The sequence below is a fragment of the Telluria sp. LT1R51-2 genome (assembly GCF_059685775.1).
In genome coordinates this window covers 4091094-4110432 of record NZ_JCASIM010000001.1, presented here as the reverse complement: position 1 = coordinate 4110432, position 19339 = coordinate 4091094, and the positions used below count along the sequence as shown (strand labels likewise).

15 protein-coding genes and 1 rRNA gene are annotated in these 19339 nt (G+C 63.6%); 9 read left to right on the top strand and 7 right to left on the bottom strand.

The genetic code is table 11. The features are described from left to right. Together rrf and AC56LH_RS18170 are read left to right on the top strand one after the other, a co-directional pair. A 5S ribosomal RNA gene (rrf, locus tag AC56LH_RS18175) occupies positions 1–97 on the top strand; the annotation flags it as partial. A 171-nt stretch (positions 98–268) separates the two neighbouring features. Then, positions 269–553: a hypothetical protein gene (locus AC56LH_RS18170; RefSeq protein WP_499648333.1), complete on the top strand. Its 285-nt coding sequence runs from the start codon at positions 269–271 to the stop codon at positions 551–553. On the opposite strand, the gene AC56LH_RS18165 is transcribed toward AC56LH_RS18170, so the two are convergent. Then, positions 554–1996: a DHA2 family efflux MFS transporter permease subunit gene (locus AC56LH_RS18165; RefSeq protein WP_499648331.1), complete on the bottom strand. Its 1443-nt coding sequence runs from the start codon at positions 1994–1996 to the stop codon at positions 554–556. It abuts the gene before it with no gap. A gap of 120 nt (positions 1997–2116) precedes the next feature. After that, positions 2117–2680, bottom strand: coding sequence for an acyloxyacyl hydrolase (locus tag AC56LH_RS18160; protein ID WP_499648329.1), 564 nt, complete (start codon positions 2678–2680; stop codon positions 2117–2119). A gap of 140 nt (positions 2681–2820) precedes the next feature. Between AC56LH_RS18160 and AC56LH_RS18155 the strand changes: the two genes are divergently transcribed. Beyond that, positions 2821–3522 (top strand): suppressor of fused domain protein, encoded by a 702-nt coding sequence (locus AC56LH_RS18155; protein WP_499648327.1) that lies wholly within the window; start codon positions 2821–2823, stop codon positions 3520–3522. Positions 3523–3567: 45 nt separating this feature from the next. Here AC56LH_RS18155 and AC56LH_RS18150 read toward each other — a convergent pair whose 3' ends face one another. Continuing rightward, positions 3568–4761 carry a M20 aminoacylase family protein gene (locus tag AC56LH_RS18150; RefSeq protein WP_499648325.1) on the bottom strand — a complete coding sequence of 398 codons (1194 nt, stop codon included), beginning with the start codon at positions 4759–4761 and terminating at the stop codon, positions 3568–3570. Between the two features lie 245 nt (positions 4762–5006). On the opposite strand from AC56LH_RS18150, the gene AC56LH_RS18145 reads away from it, so the two are divergent. The 4 genes from AC56LH_RS18145 to AC56LH_RS18130 all read left to right on the top strand — a co-directional run bounded on the left by AC56LH_RS18145 (position 5007) and on the right by AC56LH_RS18130 (position 11845). Next, positions 5007–7109 (top strand): molybdopterin-containing oxidoreductase family protein, encoded by a 2103-nt coding sequence (locus tag AC56LH_RS18145; protein ID WP_499648323.1) that lies wholly within the window; start codon positions 5007–5009, stop codon positions 7107–7109. 25 nt (positions 7110–7134) lie between these two features. Continuing rightward, complete coding sequence (locus AC56LH_RS18140) at positions 7135–8211, top strand: aminopeptidase (protein ID WP_499648513.1); 1077 nt, start codon at positions 7135–7137, stop codon at positions 8209–8211. 173 nt (positions 8212–8384) lie between these two features. Then, a complete protein-coding gene (locus AC56LH_RS18135) occupies positions 8385–10073 on the top strand; it encodes a long-chain-fatty-acid--CoA ligase (protein WP_499648321.1) in 1689 nt (562 codons plus the stop codon). Between the two features lie 89 nt (positions 10074–10162). After that, a complete protein-coding gene (locus AC56LH_RS18130) occupies positions 10163–11845 on the top strand; it encodes a long-chain-fatty-acid--CoA ligase (RefSeq protein ID WP_499648320.1) in 1683 nt (560 codons plus the stop codon). 54 nt (positions 11846–11899) lie between these two features. Here the strand turns inward: AC56LH_RS18130 and AC56LH_RS18125 are convergent, their stop codons facing one another. Further along, positions 11900–12343, bottom strand: a complete 444-nt coding sequence (locus AC56LH_RS18125; protein ID WP_183555969.1) for an acyl-CoA thioesterase — start codon at positions 12341–12343, stop codon at positions 11900–11902. A gap of 56 nt (positions 12344–12399) precedes the next feature. Here AC56LH_RS18125 and AC56LH_RS18120 point away from each other — a divergent pair, with 56 nt between their 5' ends. Continuing rightward, on the top strand, positions 12400–14283 hold the full coding sequence (locus AC56LH_RS18120; RefSeq protein ID WP_499648318.1) for an ABCB family ABC transporter ATP-binding protein/permease: 1884 nt from the start codon (positions 12400–12402) through the stop codon (positions 14281–14283). Here AC56LH_RS18120 and AC56LH_RS18115 read toward each other — a convergent pair whose 3' ends face one another. The 3 genes from AC56LH_RS18115 to AC56LH_RS18105 form a co-directional block, all read right to left on the bottom strand. Continuing rightward, positions 14284–15357, bottom strand: coding sequence for a type II asparaginase (locus AC56LH_RS18115; protein ID WP_499648316.1), 1074 nt, complete (start codon positions 15355–15357; stop codon positions 14284–14286). A gap of 31 nt (positions 15358–15388) precedes the next feature. Next, entirely contained in the window at positions 15389–16672 is a 1284-nt protein-coding gene (locus tag AC56LH_RS18110; RefSeq protein ID WP_499648314.1) for a metal-dependent hydrolase family protein, read from the bottom strand. Positions 16673–16755: 83 nt separating this feature from the next. Next, complete coding sequence (locus tag AC56LH_RS18105) at positions 16756–18024, bottom strand: dicarboxylate/amino acid:cation symporter (protein WP_499648312.1); 1269 nt, start codon at positions 18022–18024, stop codon at positions 16756–16758. A 264-nt stretch (positions 18025–18288) separates the two neighbouring features. On the opposite strand from AC56LH_RS18105, the gene pyrC reads away from it, so the two are divergent. Then, positions 18289–19338: a dihydroorotase gene (gene pyrC, locus AC56LH_RS18100; RefSeq protein ID WP_499648310.1), complete on the top strand. Its 1050-nt coding sequence runs from the start codon at positions 18289–18291 to the stop codon at positions 19336–19338. The last annotated feature ends 1 nt before the right edge of the window (position 19339 follow it).

Here is a 19339-nt window from a genome sequence, read left to right as displayed (position 1 = left end):
AGTCGGTCCCACCCCTTCCCATCCCGAACAGGACCGTGAAACGACTTTGCGCCGATGATAGTGCTGCAACCAGTGTGAAAGTAGGTTATCGTCAGGCTAGTTATATAGAAAAGCCCCGCTCAGTCATCTGAGTGGGGCTTTTCGCTTTGGACGATCGATAGGTCGCTGCTGTTCAGGCAAGGCGGGAGTTGGCGACTCCGTTGCCCAACATCAGCATCGACCAACCGGCTCTAAGCCAACATTCTCCATCGACCACCGGAGAATCACCATGTCAGATCCCATCGACCAGGCCGCGTTGAATGCCAGACTCATGACGCCCATCGCCGCCATTGTAGACAAGCAACGCGCCACGCTCGCACCGATGCTGCACGGCGCATCGGGCCAGGCAGCACAAGCTGCCCTGCGCGACGATGAATGCGTGCGCAGGATCGCCACGTTCTGCTATCCACTGCTGCCGGGTCTGGTACGCCTGGCCGTCAAGGAGCCGACCTTCGTGAGTTTCATCCTGAACAACCGCGAAAAGGTCCTCGCGCCACTTACGGGGCCGGCGTAACTACTGCCCTGCCACCGTCGCCGGTTCCACCGTCTTGGCCACGCCGCGGCTTCGGCTGATGCTGTCGCCATCATCGCGGCGCAGGCGCCAGAATACCAGCGACGAAAACAGCGTCAGTATCGCCAGCGCCATGAACCCGTGGTGTATCGCTTGCGTCACCTGACCTCCATTGGTCTGGGACACATCACCAAGGAACCAGGCGGTCACGATCGATCCTGCGGCCAGGCCGAAGCTCATCGACAGTTGCTGCAGCGAGCTGGAGATCGTGCTCGCCATGCTTGAGTCCGCTGGCTCGATGTCGGCGTAGGCCAGCGTGTTCATGCTCGAAAACTGCAGTGAGTTGAAGAACCCCAGCATCAGGCTGATGCACACGATCATGATCAATGGCGAGCCGGCATCGACCAGCGTGAACATGGCGATGGTGACGCCTATCATGATCGTGTTCGCCAGCAGCACCTGACGATAACCGAAGCGCGCCAGCAGGCGCGGCGCGAACAGTTTCATCCCCATTGCCGCCAGTGCCGATGGCATCATCATGAGCCCCGACTGCCACGCTGGCATCCCCAACCCCAGCTGGTACAGCAGCGGGAGCAGGAACGGCAAGCCGCCAACGCCAAGACGGGTCACGAAGCCGCCCAGTACAGCAATGCGGAAGGTACGCACCTTGAGCAGCGTCAGGCGTAGCAATGGAAACTTCGTGCGACATGCATGCCAGGCGTAAGCGCCGAGCAAACCCAGTGCCAGCAAGAACAGCAGACCGGCCGTGATGCCGTCGAGCGTGTGCTCGCCAAACACTTCCAGCACCCAAGACAACAACGCCGTGCCGCTGCTGAACAGCAGCAGACCGGCAACGTCGAGCGGCCGCCGCTGCTCCGCACGGTAATCCGGCATGTGCCGCCAGACAAAGTACAGCGCGATCAGCCCCACCGGGACATTGACGAAGAAGATCACCCGCCACGTGGTCCAGTGCACGATCAGCCCGCCAATCGTCGGACCCAGCAACGGCCCGATCAGCGCCGGGATGATCACGAAGTTCATCGCCCCCAGCAACTCATTCTTGGGAAACGTACGCACGATCGACAGCCGCCCGATCGGGATCATCATCGCGCCGCCCAACCCTTGCAGCAGACGCGCGCCCGTCATCATGCGCGCATCGACCGACAGTCCGCACAACACGGACGCAAAGGTAAAAATCGAAATTGCGGTAAAAAACACGCGCCGCGTACCGAAGCGATCGGCCATCCAGCCACTGAGTGGAATACCGACGGCGAGGCCCAGGATATAGCTGGTGACGACCGATTTGAGGCTCAGCGGCGTGACGCCAAGACTGGCGGCGATGCTGGGAATAGCGGTGTTGACGATGGTCGCATCCAGCTGTTCCATGAACAGCGCGATGGCGACGAGCCAGGGGAGATAGCGTTTGAGGGTGGGCGAAGGAGTCAATCGGGCCTCGACAACAGCGCGCGGACTGCGCCGCGAAAGGCCCGATTGTGTCACGAAATGCTATTTACCCGCGCCGTGTACCCGCAGCGGGGGCGGGTGTCACGCGGGTAATAAAGCCCATCAGAAGCGGTAGGCTGCCTTGGCGACGAGCCAGTTGGCGCCGGCGTTCGGGCTCTTGATGCTGCCGTTCGAATAGTGCTGGTACTTCAGGCCGAAGTCCCACTTGGCGGTGGTGTAGCCCACGCCAAGATGGTCGCCGAACTGGAACGCGGTCGACAGTTCCTTGTCTTCATTCTTGTACAGCGTCGACAGAACGTTCAGGCCGATACCGATTTCGCCATACAGACCCAGCTTGTTGTCGTTCTGGTAGCGGAACACCGGGGTAAAGCCCAGCACGCCGATGTTCTTGTTGCGGCCGGGGACGTTCTCGTACGCGTTCAGGCGCCACAGGGCCAGGTTCGTTTCAAAGTAACCCGACAGATGACGGCCATTGCCAGCGAACCACTGCTTGTCCCAGTCCGACTGGATCGCGACGCGGCCCATGCGCTGCTGCGGATTGGTGCCGTATTCGAACGACACGGAATCGATATAACCGTTGCCCACGGTGGATTGGGCGAACGCGGCAGGCGCGCACAGCGCGGCGCTGGCCAGCGCCAGCATGCTGATTTTTTTGAGAGTGAACATGGTCTACCTGGAAAGGGTGGGGGATGACATTTTGGAATAATGCGGTATTGTACTAGCGAGAACAATAGCGTGCTGCCGGCCACGCAAGCGGGCAGCGCAGGTATCATAGGCGCCCGCCGCAACAATATCGATCAAGACCCATGGCCGAACCAACCATCACCCCGTTGTATCCCTTAAGCGCGCCGATGCAGCGCCAACCGGAATCCGTCGTGCTGCCGCATGACCCGGTCGGTGAACACATTGCCACGCACCTTGGCGCACCCGCGATGTTCTTCCACGAAACCGATGGCGGTGCCATCCAGGTCGACGTCCACGTGATCGCGCCAACCGCCGATTTTCCTTACGTGCGCCTGGTGACCTCGGGGATGAGCAAGCGCCCGATGACGACGCCGGAAGGTGCGCCGCCGTTCGCTGAACTGATGATGACCTTGCCGGCGAACTGGCAGCTCGATGAAACGTCGATCAAGGAAGAGCGCTGGTACTGGCCAGTCGCGCTGATGCGCCACCTGGCGCACTATCCGCACAACCAGGGCACCTGGATCGGCCTGGGCCATGCGCTGCCCAATGGCGCCCCGCCCAAGCCCTACGTCGATGGCGTGGACTTCTGCGGCGCGATTTTGCTGCCGCCCGTGTCGGCGCCCGAACCGTTTCACTCGGTGACGGTCGAAGGCAAGGACATTTACTTCCACTGCGTCGTGCCGCTGTTCAAGGAAGAACTCGACCTGGCGCGCCACCGTGGCTTTGCCGCCCTGATCGACAAGTTCAACGACAAGGACGTGACCGATGTGGTCGATCCGGCGCGCAAGAACACGATTAAGAAAAAATTCCTCGGACTGTTCTAGGCGCCGTCAAACAGGGCCGGGCGCGCCGTCCGGCCCGCCACGCCATCAGGCAACCGGCAGTTGCATCTCCACCAGGCGCGCCCAATAGCTCGCGCCAATCGGCAGCAGGTTGTCGTTGAAGTCATAACTGGCATTGTGCAGCTGGCATGGGCCAAGACCATGGCCACCGGCGCGGTGGTCGCCATCGCCATTGCCCAGGAAGACATAGCAGCCTGGCTTGGCCTGTAGCATGAAGGCGAAGTCCTCGGCGCCCATGGTCGGTTCGACATTCGCATTGACTGCATCCGGGCCCACCACTGCGCGCATGGCCTCGATCGCAAACGCGGTCTGCTCGGTGTGGTTCACCAGCGGCGGATACTTGCGCTTGAAGCCAAAGTCGACCGTCGCGCCAAAGCCGGCAGCAATCCCGTCGGCCATTTCCTGCATGCGGCGCTCGATCAGATCCAGCACGTCGGTCGTGAACGTACGCACCGTGCCCACCAGTTGCGCTTCATCCGGAATGATGTTGGTGGCACTGCCTGCGTGGATCTGGGTAATCGACAACACCGCCGTGAGCAGCGGGTTCTTTTCGCGCGAGATGATCGTTTGCCACGCCTGCGCGATCTGCACCGCGACCATGATCGGATCGATGCCGCGGTGCGGCTGCGCCGCGTGGGCGCCCTTGCCGCGCACGGTCACGCGAAACTCGTTACTCGAGGCCATCATCGGCCCGTCGACCACGGCAAACGTGCCCTCGGCGATGCCTGGCCAGTTGTGCATGCCGTACACGGCGTCCATCGGGAAGCGTTCGAACAGGCCATCCTCGATCATCCGCTGCCCGCCGCCGCCGCCTTCTTCGGCCGGCTGGAAAATCAGGTACACGGTGCCGTCGAAATTGCGGTGCTGCGCCAGGTAGTGCGCGGCGCCGAGCAGCATCGCCGTGTGGCCGTCGTGGCCACAGGCGTGCATCTTGCCCGCATTGGTCGACGCGTGGGCGAAGCCATTGATTTCCTGCATGGGCAGCGCGTCCATGTCGGCGCGCAGGCCGATCGCGCGTTCGGATGTGCCGTTCTTGATGATGCCGACGACGCCCGTCACACCCAGCCCGCGCACGACGGGAATGCCCCACGCTTCGAGCCGGTCGGCCACGATCTGCGCGGTACGGTGTTCTTCGTAGCCCAATTCGGGATGCGCGTGCAGGTCGCGCCGGATTGCCTGGATTTCGGCGAGTGACGCCAGGATAGGTTCAACCAGTTTCATGATGTTCTCCGCGATGGGGACCTCGGTGACGCTGCCGCGCGCTGCAGCGCGTCAGGCGCTGCGCGTAGGGGTTTGCTGGAGGCCCCTCGGTTGTCTTGCCACCCTTGCATGGCATGGTTTTAACTATTGTAGCGTGCCTTAAACAGACTTGTCAGGGGAGGTCACGAACCCCGTCCGAATCGTATAAAGTATTGGTTTAGCGCAGTTTTTTCAGTGCAGCCTGCATGCAAAGCCCAAATAACAATATGACCACTACCACCGTCCGTGCGACCTGTCCCCACGATTGCCCCGATACCTGCGCGCTGCTCGTCAAAGTCGAGAACGGCGTCGCCACGGAGGTCAAGGGCGACCCGGACCATCCCACTACGGCCGGCGTGCTGTGCACCAAGGTCTCGCGCTACATCGAGCGCACCTACCACCCGGACCGCGTGCTGTATCCGATGCGGCGCGTCGGCCGCAAGGGCGAAGGCAAGTTCGAGCGCATCACGTGGGACGCTGCACTGGACGAGATCGCCACGCGCCTGACCGGCATCGCCGCGCGCGACCCCGAAGCGATCCTGCCGTACAGCTATTGCGGCACGATGGGCCTGGTGCAGGGCGAATCGATGTCGCTGCGCTTTTTCAATCAACTGGGCGCGTCGCTGCTCGACCGCACGATCTGCGCCACGGCTGGCGCGACCGGCTACCGGTATTCCATCGGCAGTTCGATCGGCACCGACCTTGAACAGTTCCAGAACGCCAAACTGATCCTGATCTGGGGCGGCAACCCGATCGCATCGAACCTGCATTTCTGGATGCGCGCGCAAGAAGCCAAGCGCAATGGCGCCACGTTGATTGCCATCGATCCGTATCGCTCGCTCACCGCCGAAAAATGCCATCAACACATTGCGCTGCTGCCCGGCACGGATGCCGCGCTGGCGCTGGGCATGATGCATGTGCTGATCCAGGAAGATTTACTGGATCACGCCTACATCGACAAGCACACATTGGGTTTCGAGCCCCTCAAGGCGCGCGCCCTCGAATGGCCGCCGGAACGCACGGCCGCCATCTGCGGCATCACCGTCGATGAAGTGGTGAATCTGGCGCGCCTGTACGGCCAGACGGCGAAGAACGGCGAAGCGGCGGCGATCCGCGTCAACTACGGCATCCAGCGCGTGCGCGGCGGCGGCATGGCCGTGCGCAATATCGCCTGCCTGCCAGCCCTGGTGGGCGCGTGGCGCCTGCCCGCAGGCGGCATCCAGCTGTCGAGCTCGGCCTCGTTCCCGACCAACCGTCCGGCGCTGCAGCGCCCGGATCTGCTGGCCGGCCGCACCCCGCGCACGATCAACATGACCACGATCGGCGACGACCTGCTGCGCGAGAGCGCGCCCGATTTCGGCCCGAAGATCGAGGCCGTCATCGTCTACAACGCCAACCCGCTTGCCATTGCGCCCGATTCGCGCAAGGTGCAGCAGGGCTTCGAGCGCGAAGACCTGTTCACCGTGGTGCTCGAACACTTTCATACCGACAGCGCCGACTACGCCGACATCCTGCTGCCGGCCACCACCCAGCTCGAACACGTCGATGCGCACCTGGCCTACGGCCACCTGTACATGATGGCCAATAACGCCGCCGTGGCGCCGGTGGGCGAATCCAGGCCGAATACCGAGTTCTTCCGCCTGCTTGCCGCGCGCATGGGCTTTACCGATCCGTGCTTCCGCGAGAGCGACGACGCCATCGCAGCGCAAGCCTTCAACAGCAAGGATACGCGCGCGGTGCACTTCGACTGGGAGTCGCTCAAGCGCACCGGCTGGAGCAAGCTCAACATGCCTGATGCGCCGTTTGCCGACGGCGGCTTCACGACGCCATCGGGCAAATGCGAGTTCTTTTCCGAGAGCATGCTGGCCGACGGCCTCGATCCGGTGCCGACGTACATCCCGCCATACGAGTCGGTCGCCTCGAACCCGGAGCTGGCAAAAACCTATCCGCTGGCCATGATTTCTCCACCGGCACGGAACTTCCTCAACTCGACGTTTGTCAATGTACAGAGCCTGCGCGCAACTGAGGGCGAACCGCACCTCGACATCCACCCGCATGATGCCGCCGCACGCGGCATCGGGCACGGTGACATGGCGCGCATTTATAACGACCGCGGTTCGTTCCTCGCCCGTGCACGCGTGACCGACAAGGCGCGCGCTGGATTGGTGGTGGGCCTGTCGATCTGGTGGAAAAAGCTCGCCACCGACGGCAAGAACGCCAACGAAGTCACCAGCCAGCGTTTGACCGACATGGGCCGGGCGCCCACTTTCTACGACACCCTGGTGCAGGTTGAAAAAGCTGCGCCCCCCACACGAGATGACGCCCTCTAGATTCTCACTGGCCTTCCGGCCGCTCATGGCCGCGGCAGCGGCGGTCTTCATGTTGACCAGCTGCTCATCGCTTTCGTACTACACCCAGGCCGCGCAGGGCCAGCTGCAATTGCTGTCCGATGCGCGCCCGATCGACGACTGGATCGCCGACAGCGCCACCAGCGCCACATTGCGGCACCGGCTGGAGGCGGCGCGCCAGATCCGCCGCTTCGCCATCCAGGAAATGCAGCTGCCCGATAACGGGAGCTACACCAATTACACGAGCCTCCAACGCCCCTACGTGCTGTGGAACGTGGTGGCCACGCCCGAACTGTCCCTCAAACCAATCCAGTGGTGCTTTCCGGTGGCCGGCTGCGTGAACTACCGCGGCTACTACAGCAAGACCGATGCGCAGGCCTATGCCAGGCAGCTGCGCGCAGAAGGCCATGACGTCGAAGTGGGCGGCGTCACCGCCTATTCGACGCTCGGCTGGTTCAGCGATCCGCTGGTCTCGACCTTCATCAATTATCCGGACGCCGAACTGGCGCGCCTGATCTTCCATGAGCTGGCGCACCAGGTCGTCTATGTCGCAGGCGACTCGCAATTCAATGAATCGTTTGCCAGTGCTGTGGAGCAGGCCGGCGTGGAAGCCTGGCTCGAACGCTTCGGCAACCCGGCCATGAGCGCGGCCTATGACCGCTACAAGGCCCGCAAGCGCGATTTCCTGGCCTTGCTGCTGCGTTATCGCGGTGAGCTCGAGCGCACCTACAAGAGCATCGAACCGGACGAGACCAAGCGCGCCACCAAGGGCCGCCTGTTCATCGCGCTGCAGAACGACTACCAGGTGCTCAAGGCAAACTGGGGCGGCTACGCCGGCTATGACCGTTTCTTTGCCGAGCCGCTCTCCAATGCCCACCTGGCCTCGGTAGCGACCTACAATGACCTGGTGCCGGCATTTCGCGCATTGCTGCGCCGCGAGAAGACCTGGAAGGGTTTCTACACGGCCGTCAACCGGCTTGCCGCCCTCGACAAGAAAGAACGCAATCGTGTCCTGGCACGGCTGGCGACGCCGGCTGCGCCGGGCTTGCAGGTGGTGCAGCGCACCATGAGCGCGCTGCCGTAGAGGGCAGGTTCCAATCGGCGTAAAAGCGCTTGCGCACAAGGGCGCTGCCCGATAGCATCACACCCAGCGATAGCAAAGGCATAAGCTTCGTGCGCACGCGAGCCGGCAACATAGCACGGCCGTCGACAAGAACGATCATGATCTTGAAAAAGATCCCGAGACAGAGGCAACCCATGGACAAGATTTGGCTGCAGTCGTATCCACCAGGCATGCCGGCAGAGATCAATCCGGATCAGTACTCTTCACTGGTGCAGTTGCTGGAAGAATCGTTCAGCAAATTCGCGGACCGCAATGCCTTTGTCTGCATGGACAAGTTCCTCACCTACCGCGAACTTGACGCGTATTCGCAAAAGCTCGCCGCCTGGCTGCAAAGCCGCGGCCTGACGCCGGGTGCGCGCGTGGCGCTCATGATGCCCAATGTGCTGCAGTACCCGATCGCACTGGCCGCCGTGCTGCGCGCCGGGTATGTCGTCGTCAACGTCAATCCCCTCTACACCGCGCGCGAACTCGAACACCAGATCACCGACTCGGGGGCCGAAGCGATCATCGTGCTGGAAAACTTTGCCCACACCGTGCAGAAGGTGATGGGCAAGACGCCGCTGCGCCACGTGGTGGTGGCGAACATGGGCGAGCTGCTTGGCGGCGCCAAGGGCATGGTGGTCAATTTCGTGGTCCGTCACGTCAAGAAGATGGTGCCCGAGTTCTCGCTGCCGAACATGGTGTCCTTCAAGGATGCGCTGGCGCAGGGCGCCCGCATGACCTTCAAGCCGGCCACGCTCAAGGCCGGCGACGTCGCCTTCCTGCAGTACACGGGCGGCACCACGGGGCCCTCGAAAGGCGCCACGCTCACGCACCGCAACGTGATCGCCAACGTGCTGCAAAGCGAAGCCTGGTCGCAGCCGGCGCTGGGCGAGGCGGGCGGCGCGCCGCTGACGATCGTCTGCGCGCTGCCGCTGTATCACATCTTCGCGCTGACCGCGTGCGCGATGTGGGGCATGCGCATGGGCGCCCTGAACGTGCTGATCGTGAACCCGCGTGACATCCCGGGCTTCGTCAAAGAACTCGCCAAGTACCGCTTCAACATGCTGCCGGCCGTGAACACGCTGTACAACGCGCTGGTGAACAACCCCGATTTTGCCCACCTCGATTTCTCCGGCCTGCGCATGTGCAATGGCGGCGGCATGGCGGTGCAAAAGGCCGTGGCCGACAAGTGGCGCGATGTCACCGGCGTGGCCATCATCGAAGGCTACGGCTTGTCCGAGACGTCGCCGGTGGCCACCTGCAACCGCGCCGACGTGCTTGACTTCACCGGCACCATCGGCCTGCCGGTGCCATCGACCGACATCGCCATCATCGACGATGCCGGCAATCCGGTAGCGCCGGGCGAGAGCGGCGAGATCGCGATCCGCGGCCCGCAAGTCATGCAGGGGTACTGGAAACAGCCGGCCGAAACCGCCAAGGTCATGACGGCCGACGGCTTCTTCCGCTCGGGCGACATCGGCATCATGGATGCCAACGGCTACGTCAGGATCGTCGATCGCAAGAAGGACATGATCCTGGTCTCGGGCTTCAACGTCTATCCGAACGAGCTCGAAGGCGTCATCGCCGGGCATCCGGGCGTGCTCGAGTGCGCCGTGGTCGGCGTGCCGGACGCGCATTCGGGCGAGGCGGTCAAAGTATTCGTGGTAAAAAAAGACCCGAATCTCACGACGGACGACTTGCTGGCCTACTGCAAGCAGGAATTCACCGGCTATAAACGACCCAAGTACATCGAGTTTCGCGATGAGCTTCCCAAGACCAACGTCGGCAAGATCCTGCGACGCGCGCTGCGGGATGAAAAGCAGGCGGACACGGTGGCGTAAGTCACGGCGGACGATGGGCAATCAGCCGAAGCCGCCTGCGAGGCGGCTTCGGCGTTTTATTGGAACCAACAAGGAAGGCAGTGGAATACATGGACAAATTCTGGCTCACGTCGTACGAAACCGGTGTACCGGCAGAGATCGATGCGACGCAATATCGCTCGCTGGCGCATTTGCTCGAGGAGGCGTTTCGCAAGTACGCCGACCGCAAGGCCTATGCCTGCATGGGCAAGTCCATCACGTTTTCCGAACTCGATACGATGTCGCAGCGCATGGCCGCCTGGCTGCAGGCCAGGGGCCTGAAGCCAGGCGCGCGCGTGGCGCTGATGATGCCCAACGTGCTGCAATATCCGGTGGCGCTGGCCGCCGTGCTGCGCGCCGGCTACGTCGTCGTCAACGTCAATCCGCTCTACACCCCGCGCGAGCTGCAGCACCAGCTGACCGACTCGGGTGCCGAGGCGATCGTGGTGCTGGAAAACTTCGCCCACACGCTGGAGCAGGTGCTCGCCCAGACGCAGGTCAAGCACGTCATCCTGGCCACGATGGGCGACCTGCTGGGCGGCCTGAAAGGCACGCTGGTCAATCTGGTGGTACGAAAGGTCAAGAAGATGGTGCCGGCCTACTCGTTGCCAGGCGCGATCGCCTTCAACAAGGTGCTGGCCGAGGGCGCGCGCGAAACCCTGGGGCAGGTTGCGATCGGCCACGACGACATCGCCTTCCTGCAGTACACGGGCGGCACCACGGGCGTGTCGAAAGGTGCAGTGCTGCTGCACCGCCACGTGATCGCCAACGTGCTGCAGAACGAAGCCTGGTTCGCGCCGACCTTAAGCCGCATGCCGGCGGGCCAGCAGGCGCAGTTTGCCTGCGCACTGCCGCTGTACCACATCTATGCGCTGACGGTCTGCGCGCTGCTTGGCCTGCGCGTGGGCGGCATGAACCTGTTGATCCCGAACCCGCGTGACATCAAGGGCTTCATCAAGGAGCTGGGTGGCTACCGCATCAACATCTTCCCGGCAGTGAACACGCTGTACAACGGCCTGCTGAACGACGACGATTTCGCCAGGCTCGATTTCTCGGGCCTGATGGTGTGCCCGGGCGGCGGCATGGCCGTGCAAAAAGCGGTGGCCGACAAATGGCTCAAGACGACGGGCATCCCGATCGTCGAAGGCTACGGCTTGTCCGAAACCTCGCCCGTGGTCACTGCTAACCGCTGCGACATCAGCGAGTTCACCGGCACCATCGGGCTGCCGCTGCCATCGACCGAACTGCGCATCCTGGACGATGCCGGCAACGCCGTCCCGTTCGGCACCGCCGGCGAGATCGCCGTGCGCGGGCCGCAGGTCATGGCCGGCTACTGGCAGCGCGATGACGAAACGGCCAAGGTCATGACCCCCGACGGCTTCTTCAAGACCGGCGACATCGGCATCATGGACGACAAGGGCTACACGCGCATCGTCGATCGCAAGAAGGACATGATCCTGGTCTCGGGCTTCAATGTGTACCCGAACGAGGTCGAAGGCGTGGTCGCGGCGATGCCGGGCGTGCTCGAAGTGGCGTGCGTGGGCGTGCCCGACCAGCACTCGGGCGAGGCGGTCAAGCTGTACGTGGTCAAGAAGGATGCGAGCCTCACCGCCGACCAGGTCAAGGCCTTCTGCAAGGAGCAGCTGACCGGCTACAAGCGGCCGAAGTTCGTCGAGTTCCGCGAGACGCTGCCGAAGACGAACGTCGGCAAGATCCTGCGGCGCGAACTGCGCGACGAAAAAAAGCCGGTCTGATACCGGGTTGATATTGTGAAGGCCGCCGTGATGGCGGCCTTTTTCATGACCGGATTACCGGTTCGCGATCAGCGATTCGAGCGGCGGCAACTGGCGCGGCTTGCGATCCGGGCCGGTGGCTACATAGGTCAGCGTCGCCTCGGTCACCTTGACCACTTCGGCCGCCAGCCGGTTACGCTCGGCGTACACCTCGACGAACACCGTGATCGACGTGTTGCCCACCTTGGTGATATCGGCATAGAACGACAGCAGGTCGCCGACGAACACCGGATTCTTGAACAAAAACGAATTCACGGCGATCGTCGCCACGCGGCCATTGGCGCGGCGCGTGGCCGGCAGCGAGCCGGCCAGGTCGACCTGGGCCATGATCCAGCCGCCGAATACATCGCCATACACATTGGCGTCGGACGGGGCGGGCATGACCCGCAGTTCGGGCATCTTGCCGGCGGGGAGGCGAATGGTACTGGGCGTGGTAACGGTATTTTCGGGCGTGGTCATCGTGAATTCTCGGTAAAAGCTACAATCGACCCGAATTGAACCACAAAAGTCTCCCCATGCGCCGCAATACCTCACTTCCGCCGGACCCTACCGGCATTCCCCGCAACGACTGGGCCACGCTCAAGACCTTGTTCCCATACCTGTGGGTCTACAAGTGGCGCGTGCTGGCCGCCATGGGCGCGCTGGTCGCGGCCAAGATGGCCAACGTCGGCGTGCCGCTGGTGCTCAAGCGGCTGATCGACGGCCTGGCCATCGACCCCGCGCACCCGCACGCGCTGATGGTGCTGCCGGTCGGCGTCCTGATCGCCTACGGCCTGCTGCGGCTGTCGATGACCGTCTTCACCGAGCTGCGCGAATTTCTGTTCGCGCGCGTGACGCAGCGCGCCGTGCGCACCATCGCGCTGCGTGTGTTTCGCCACCTGCACGCGCTGTCGCTGCGCTTTCACCTGAACCGCCAGACGGGCGGCATGACGCGCGACATCGAGCGCGGCACGCGCGGTGTGAATTCGCTGATCTCGTACTCGCTCTTCAATATCCTGCCGACGCTGGTCGAGATCACGCTGGTGCTGGGCTACCTGATACTGAACTACGACATCTGGTTCAGCATCATCACCGCCGTGGCGCTGGCCTCGTACATCACCTTCACCGTGGTCGTCACCGAATGGCGCACGCACTTCCGGCGCACGATGAACGACCTCGAATCGAAAGCCAGTACCAAGGCGATCGACTCGCTGCTCAATTACGAGACGGTGAAATACTTCGGCAACGAAGACTACGAAGCCAAGCGCTATGACGAGGGCCTGAAGAACTACGAGAATGCCGGCGTGCGCTCGCAGACCTCGCTGTCGGTCCTGAACACGGGCCAGTCCCTCATCATCGCCACCGCCGTCACGCTGATCCTGTGGCGCGCCACGCAGGGCGTCATCAACGGCACCATGAGCCTGGGCGACCTGGTGCTGGTCAACACCTTCATGATCCAGCTGTACATGCCGCTGAACTTCCTGGGCGTGATCTACCGCGAGATCAAGCAAAGCCTGGCCGACATGGAACGCCTGTTTGGCCTGCTCGACCAGAACCGCGAAGTGGCCGACGGTCCCAAGGCGCTGCCGCTGGAGATCAAGGGCGCGCAGGTCGAGTTCTCGCACGTGGAATTCAGCTACGAGACCAAGCGTCAGATTCTGTTCGACGTTGACTTCACCATTGCCGCTGGCACCACGACGGCGGTGGTGGGTCACAGCGGCTCGGGCAAGTCCACGCTGTCACGCCTGCTGTTTCGCTTCTATGACGTGAACGGCGGCGCGATCAAGATCGATGGCCAGGACCTGCGCGACATCACCCAGTCGTCGCTGCGCGCGGCGATCGGTATCGTCCCGCAGGACACGGTGCTGTTCAATGACACGATCGAATACAACATCGCGTATGGCCGGCCCGGCGCCAGCCGCGACGACATCGTGGCGGCGGCGCGCGCGGCGTCGATCCACGACTTCATCGAAAGCCTGCCGGATGGCTATCAGAGCATGGTGGGTGAGCGGGGCTTGAAACTGTCGGGTGGCGAGAAGCAGCGCGTGGCGATCGCGCGCACGCTGCTGAAAGACCCGGCGCTGCTGATCTTCGACGAGGCCACGTCGGCGCTCGACTCGCGCGCCGAGCAGGCGATCCAGGCGCAGTTGAAAGAGATCGCGAAGAACCGCACGACGCTGGTGATTGCGCACCGCCTGTCGACCATCGCCGATGCGCAGCAGATCATCGTGCTCGATCACGGCAAGATCGTCGAGCGCGGCACGCACAGCGCGCTGCTGGCCGCGCGCGGCCTGTATGCGCAGATGTGGGACCGGCAGCTGGCGCGGCCCGACGAGGATGTGGCCTCGCCGCCGCTGGTGCCGGAAGCGTTTGAACGCGTGGACGGCGCAGCCGTCCACCCTACGGTATCCGGCGCGTAATCAGTACGTGTAAAACATCCGCTGGATTTCCTTGGTGCTGGTCGTTTTCGTCAACGCCAGCATCAGCAGGATGCGCGCCTTCTGGGGGCTGAGCGTATCGGCCACCACGAAGTCCAGCTGGTCGTCATTGGCCTCGCCATTGCGCGCCACGATGCCCTGGCCGACGCGGCTCGCACGCACGACGATGACGCCCTTGGCCCGCGCAGCCACCAGCGCCGGTTTGGTTTTGGCAGGCAGGCTGCCGTTGCCGACACCCGCATGCACCAAACCCTTGGCGCCGGCTGCCACCAGCGCATTGACCGCCACATCGCCCACGTTTGCATACGCGTACGCCACGTCCACCTGCGGCAGCGCATCCAGTTTGGCCAGATCGAACTCGGTATCGACCGTGTGCTTGCGCGTCACGTCGCGATAAAAGAACGGCTTGCCGCCCTGGATGTAGCCGATCATGCCCAGCTCCGTCGTGCGGAAGGTGTCCGCCGTCGTCGTATTGGATTTGGTGACGTCGCGCGCCGCGTGGATCTGGTCATTCATCGCCACCAGCACGCCGCGGCCCGCCGCTTCAGGCGTGCCGGCCAGGCGCACCGCGTTGTACAGGTTGATCGGGCCGTCGGCCGACAGCGCCGTTGACGGCCGCATCGAGCCAACCACCACCACCGGCTTTTTGCTCTTGACGACCAGGTTCAGAAAGTACGCAGTCTCTTCCAGCGTGTCGGTGCCGTGCGTGATGACGATGCCATCGACGCTGCTTTGCGCCAGCAGCACGTTGACGCGCTTGGCCAGTTGCAGCCACTGCGCATCGCTGATGTTTTCGCTGGCGATCTGGAATACCTGCTCGCCGGTGACGTTGGCCACCTTCGTGATCTCGGGCACGGCCGCGATCAGCGATTGCACGCCGACGGTGGCGGCGGTGTAGCCGACCGTCGTCGTGCTGCTGGCGCCCGTTCCGGCGATGGTGCCGCCGGTGGCGAGGATCGTCACGTTCGGCAGCTTGGCGGTCTGGGCCTGGACGGCGGCCGCAAACAAAAACAGAACGCCGCACAGGGCGGCGTGGGCAGATCGCGGGAACAGCATGAAAGTCTCCGGGTTTTATAAACCTGGCAGCTTACAGCTTTTTAAAGACGACGCCATCCTTCATCACGAACTTGACCTGCTCGAGCAGCTTGACGTCCTTGAGCGGGTCGCCCTCGACCGCGATGATGTCGGCCGCGAACCCCGGCGCGATCGCGCCCAGGCGCTTGGGTTGATCCAGCAGCACGGCCGCATTGACAGTGGCAGCGCGGATCGCCTCGATCGGCGTCATGCCCGCTTCGACCATGTAGCCGAATTCCTTCGCGTTCTCGCCGTGCGGGAACACGCCGGCATCGGTGCCGAACGCGATCTTCACGCCGGCCTTGTGGGCGCGGGCAAACGTGGCCTGCAGCTGCGGCCCGATCGCCGCTGCCTTGGGCTGCACCAGCGCGGAGTAGTAGTTCGGCACCTTGGCCTTGTCCGCCACGTAGCGCCCGGCCGAGATAGTCGGCACGTACCAGCCGCCGGTCTTCTTGAAGAGCGTGATGACTTCGTCGTCCATCAGCGTGCCATGCTCGATCGAGTCGACGCCGGCGCGCAGCGCGCGCTTCATGCCTTCCGCGCCGTGGGCGTGGGCCGCTACGCGAAAGCCGTAATCCTTCGCGGTCGTGACCACGGCGCGCAGTTCGTCCTCGGTGTACTGCGAGTTCTGGCCGCTGGCGGCCTGGCTCAGTACACCGCCGGTGGCCGTCACCTTGATCAGGTCCGCACCATCCTTATAGCGCTGGCGTACGGCCTGGCGCGCTTCTTCGGGGCTGTTGAGCACACCTTCGACCGGGCCGGGCGTGCCGATCTTCTCGTTCAGGAAGTGCGACAGGTTGTTGGTCGGATCGGCGTGACCGCCCGTCGTGGCCAGCGATTTACCGGCTGTGAACATGCGCGGGCCCGGCACGTCGCCGGCGGCAATCGCGCGCTTGAGCGCAATGTTCAGGTCATCCGCCGCGCCCAGGTCGCGCACCGTCGTGAAGCCCGCCATCAGCGTGCGCTCGGCAAACTTGATCGAGCGGTAGGCCATGTCGGCCGGGTTGGCCGTGAGGCGGTCGCGATACGCGTCCACTGCTGGCAGGGTCTCGCTGGTCAGGTGCACGTGCATGTCGATCAGGCCGGGCAGGCAGGCGTGGCGCGACAGGTCGATATTGCCGGCGGCGCCGGTCATGGGGCCGACCGAGACGACGCTGCCGTTCTCGATGACGATGCTGACGCGTTCGCGCCAGGTGCCTTGCTGCACGTCCAGCAGGCGGCCGCAATCGACTGTCTGGGTGGCGGCGTGCGCGCTGTTCAAGGCCAGCAGGATGCCGGCGGCCAGTATGTTTTTCATCGTTCGTCCCTCGTTATTTTCATGAAAAAAAAAGGCCCTCCATCGCTGGAAGGCCTTCCGGTGTCAGGCAATGCCCGCCGCGCCTAGCGCAGCGGTGCAATGGCGGGTTCCGCGTTCGGCTCCCCGAGCTCGCCCTCCCACTTGGCAACGACGGCGGTGGCGATGCCGTTGCCGATGACGTTGGTGGCCGAGCGGGCCATGTCCAGGAAGTGGTCGATCGCCAGCAGCAGCAGCAGGCCGGCTTCCGGGATGTCGAACTGGTTCAGCGTGGCGGCGATCACGACCAGCGACGCACGCGGCACACCGGCCATGCCCTTCGAGGTCAGCATCAGCACCAGCATCATCGTGATCTGGGTGCTCATCGACAGCTCGATGCCATACGCCTGGGCGATGAAGACGGCGGCGAAGGTGCAGTACATCATCGAGCCATCGAGGTTGAACGAGTAACCGATCGGCAGCACGAACGAGGCCAGGCGGTTCTTGACGCCGAAGCGCTCCAGGCCTTCCAGGGTTTTCGGGAACGCCGCTTCGGACGATGCGGTCGAGAAGGCCAGCAGGGTCGGGCCGCGCAGTTCGGCGATCAGGCGCAGGATGCGCGGGCCGACGAAGATCATGCCGATGCCGATCAACACCACCCACAGGAGGGCAATGCCGAAGTAGAACTGGGCCATGAAGACGCCATACGTCGACAGCACGCCCAGGCCGCTCTTGGCGATGATGCCCGAGACGGCGGCGAGCACCGCGATCGGTGCGAAGTTCATCACGTAGCCGGTCAGCTTGAGCATGACGTGGGCAACGCCGTCGATGGCGTCGATCATCGGCGTGGCGCGCGCGCCGACAGCGGCGGCAGCGGTGCCGAAGAATACCGAGAACACGACGATCTGCAGGATCTCGTTGCGGGCCATGCCGTCGACGATCGAGGTTGGCACCAGGTGGGTGATGAAGTCCTTCATCGTCAGGCCGGTGGTGGTAATGCCCGCATCGGTGCCCACTGGCGGCATCATGCCGGCAGCGAACAGCGCGTCACCGGGACGGAACAGGTTCACCAGGATCAGGCCCAGCGACAGCGAGATGAGCGAGGCGATGAAGAACCAGCCCAGCGCCTTGACGCCGATGCGGCCGACTTCCTTGGCGTCGCCCATCTTGGCAATGCCGACCACCAGGGTAGCAAACACCAGCGGCGCGATGATCATCTTGATCAGGCGAAGGAACAGCGTCGTGATCAACGACATCGTGTCGGCGAAGCTTTGCGCGCCAGCGGTGTCCGTGTTGGTGTTGACCAGATAGCCGACCAGAATACCGATCACCAGCGCGATCAGAATATAGGTGGTCAGGCGGTTTCGATTGTTCATAAAGCTTCCTGTCTTTGGGACCTGTGCGACACCCGCGGCAACGGCGCTGTCGCTGGTGAATTGTTCGGGCAGTGGCTGGCTGTCGAGGACCGAAAGACCAGTTGATTCTGAAGATTATGGCAAGTTCCGCAGTATCCTAGGGGCTGTTAGTGCTGTCAAGCATGCAGTCGCGTGTGGCGCATGTGGGTGATCGCGCCACGTTGCGCGGTGATCCACGGCGCCCCGGCACAGGTAAAATACGCCATCCGTTTTCCGAGAGCCGCCATGTCCACCATCGAAATCCCCGACACCATCACCATCACCCGTCCCGACGACTGGCACCTGCACCTGCGCGACGGCGCGGCCATGGCCAGCGTGCTGCCGCACAGCGCGCGCCAGTTCGCGCGTGCGATCGTGATGCCGAACCTGCGCCCGCCCGTCACCACCACGGCAATGGCGCTGGACTACCGCGCCCGCATCCTGGCCGCGCTGCCCGAGGGCGTGCAGTTCGAGCCCCTGATGACGCTGTACCTGACCGACAACACCAACCCGGACGAGATCCGCCGCGCGCAGGACACCGGCTTCATCCACGCCGTCAAACTGTACCCGGCCGGCGCCACGACCAATTCCGACGCTGGCGTGACCGACCTGACCAAGTGCTACAAGACGCTCGAAGTGATGCAGGAAATCGGCATGCCGCTGCTGGTGCACGGCGAAGTCACCAATAGCGACATCGACCTGTTCGACCGCGAAGCCGTGTTCATCGAGCGCGTCATGCGCCCGCTGCGCCGCGACATGCCGGCCCTGCCGGTCGTGTTCGAGCACATCACCACCAAGGATGCGGCCCAGTACGTGGCCGAAGCCGAAGGCCCGATCGCTGCCACCATCACCGCGCACCACCTGCTGTACAACCGCAATGAGCTGTTCAAGGGCGGTATCCGCCCCGACTTCTACTGCCTGCCGGTGCTCAAGCGCGAAGAACACCGCCTGGCGCTGGTCACCGCCGCCACCAGCGGCGACGAGCGCTTCTTCCTGGGTACCGACTCGGCCCCGCACGCGGTGCACACCAAGTATGCCGCCTGCGGCTGCGCGGGCTGCTACACGGCGCTGCACGCGATGGAGATGTATACCGAAGCCTTCGCCCAGGCCGGCGCGCTCGACCAGCTGGAGGCGTTCGCCAGCTTCAACGGCCCGGCGTTCTACAACCTGCCGCGCAATGAGGGCACGATCACGCTCAAGCGCGAAGCCTGGACGCTGCCCGACTCGGTACCGATGGCCGAGCACCAGCTGGTGCCGCTCAACGCGGGCGAGACCATCAACTGGAAGATGCTGTAAC

Bases quoted from the DNA above. Each gene is read 5' to 3' on its own strand.
- AC56LH_RS18170 (WP_499648333.1), top strand. From the start codon at position 269: ATGTCAGATCCCATCGACCAGGCCGCGTTGAATGCCAGACTCATGACG.
- AC56LH_RS18160 (WP_499648329.1), bottom strand. From the start codon at position 2,680: ATGTTCACTCTCAAAAAAATCAGCATGCTGGCGCTGGCCAGCGCCGCG.
- AC56LH_RS18155 (WP_499648327.1), top strand. From the start codon at position 2,821: ATGGCCGAACCAACCATCACCCCGTTGTATCCCTTAAGCGCGCCGATG.
- AC56LH_RS18150 (WP_499648325.1), bottom strand. From the start codon at position 4,761: ATGAAACTGGTTGAACCTATCCTGGCGTCACTCGCCGAAATCCAGGCA.
- AC56LH_RS18145 (WP_499648323.1), top strand. From the start codon at position 5,007: ATGACCACTACCACCGTCCGTGCGACCTGTCCCCACGATTGCCCCGAT.
- AC56LH_RS18140 (WP_499648513.1), top strand. From the start codon at position 7,135: ATGGCCGCGGCAGCGGCGGTCTTCATGTTGACCAGCTGCTCATCGCTT.
- AC56LH_RS18135 (WP_499648321.1), top strand. From the start codon at position 8,385: ATGGACAAGATTTGGCTGCAGTCGTATCCACCAGGCATGCCGGCAGAG.
- AC56LH_RS18130 (WP_499648320.1), top strand. From the start codon at position 10,163: ATGGACAAATTCTGGCTCACGTCGTACGAAACCGGTGTACCGGCAGAG.
- AC56LH_RS18125 (WP_183555969.1), bottom strand. From the start codon at position 12,343: ATGACCACGCCCGAAAATACCGTTACCACGCCCAGTACCATTCGCCTC.
- AC56LH_RS18120 (WP_499648318.1), top strand. From the start codon at position 12,400: ATGCGCCGCAATACCTCACTTCCGCCGGACCCTACCGGCATTCCCCGC.
- AC56LH_RS18115 (WP_499648316.1), bottom strand. From the start codon at position 15,357: ATGCTGTTCCCGCGATCTGCCCACGCCGCCCTGTGCGGCGTTCTGTTT.
- AC56LH_RS18110 (WP_499648314.1), bottom strand. From the start codon at position 16,672: ATGAAAAACATACTGGCCGCCGGCATCCTGCTGGCCTTGAACAGCGCG.
- AC56LH_RS18105 (WP_499648312.1), bottom strand. From the start codon at position 18,024: ATGAACAATCGAAACCGCCTGACCACCTATATTCTGATCGCGCTGGTG.
- pyrC (WP_499648310.1), top strand. From the start codon at position 18,289: ATGTCCACCATCGAAATCCCCGACACCATCACCATCACCCGTCCCGAC.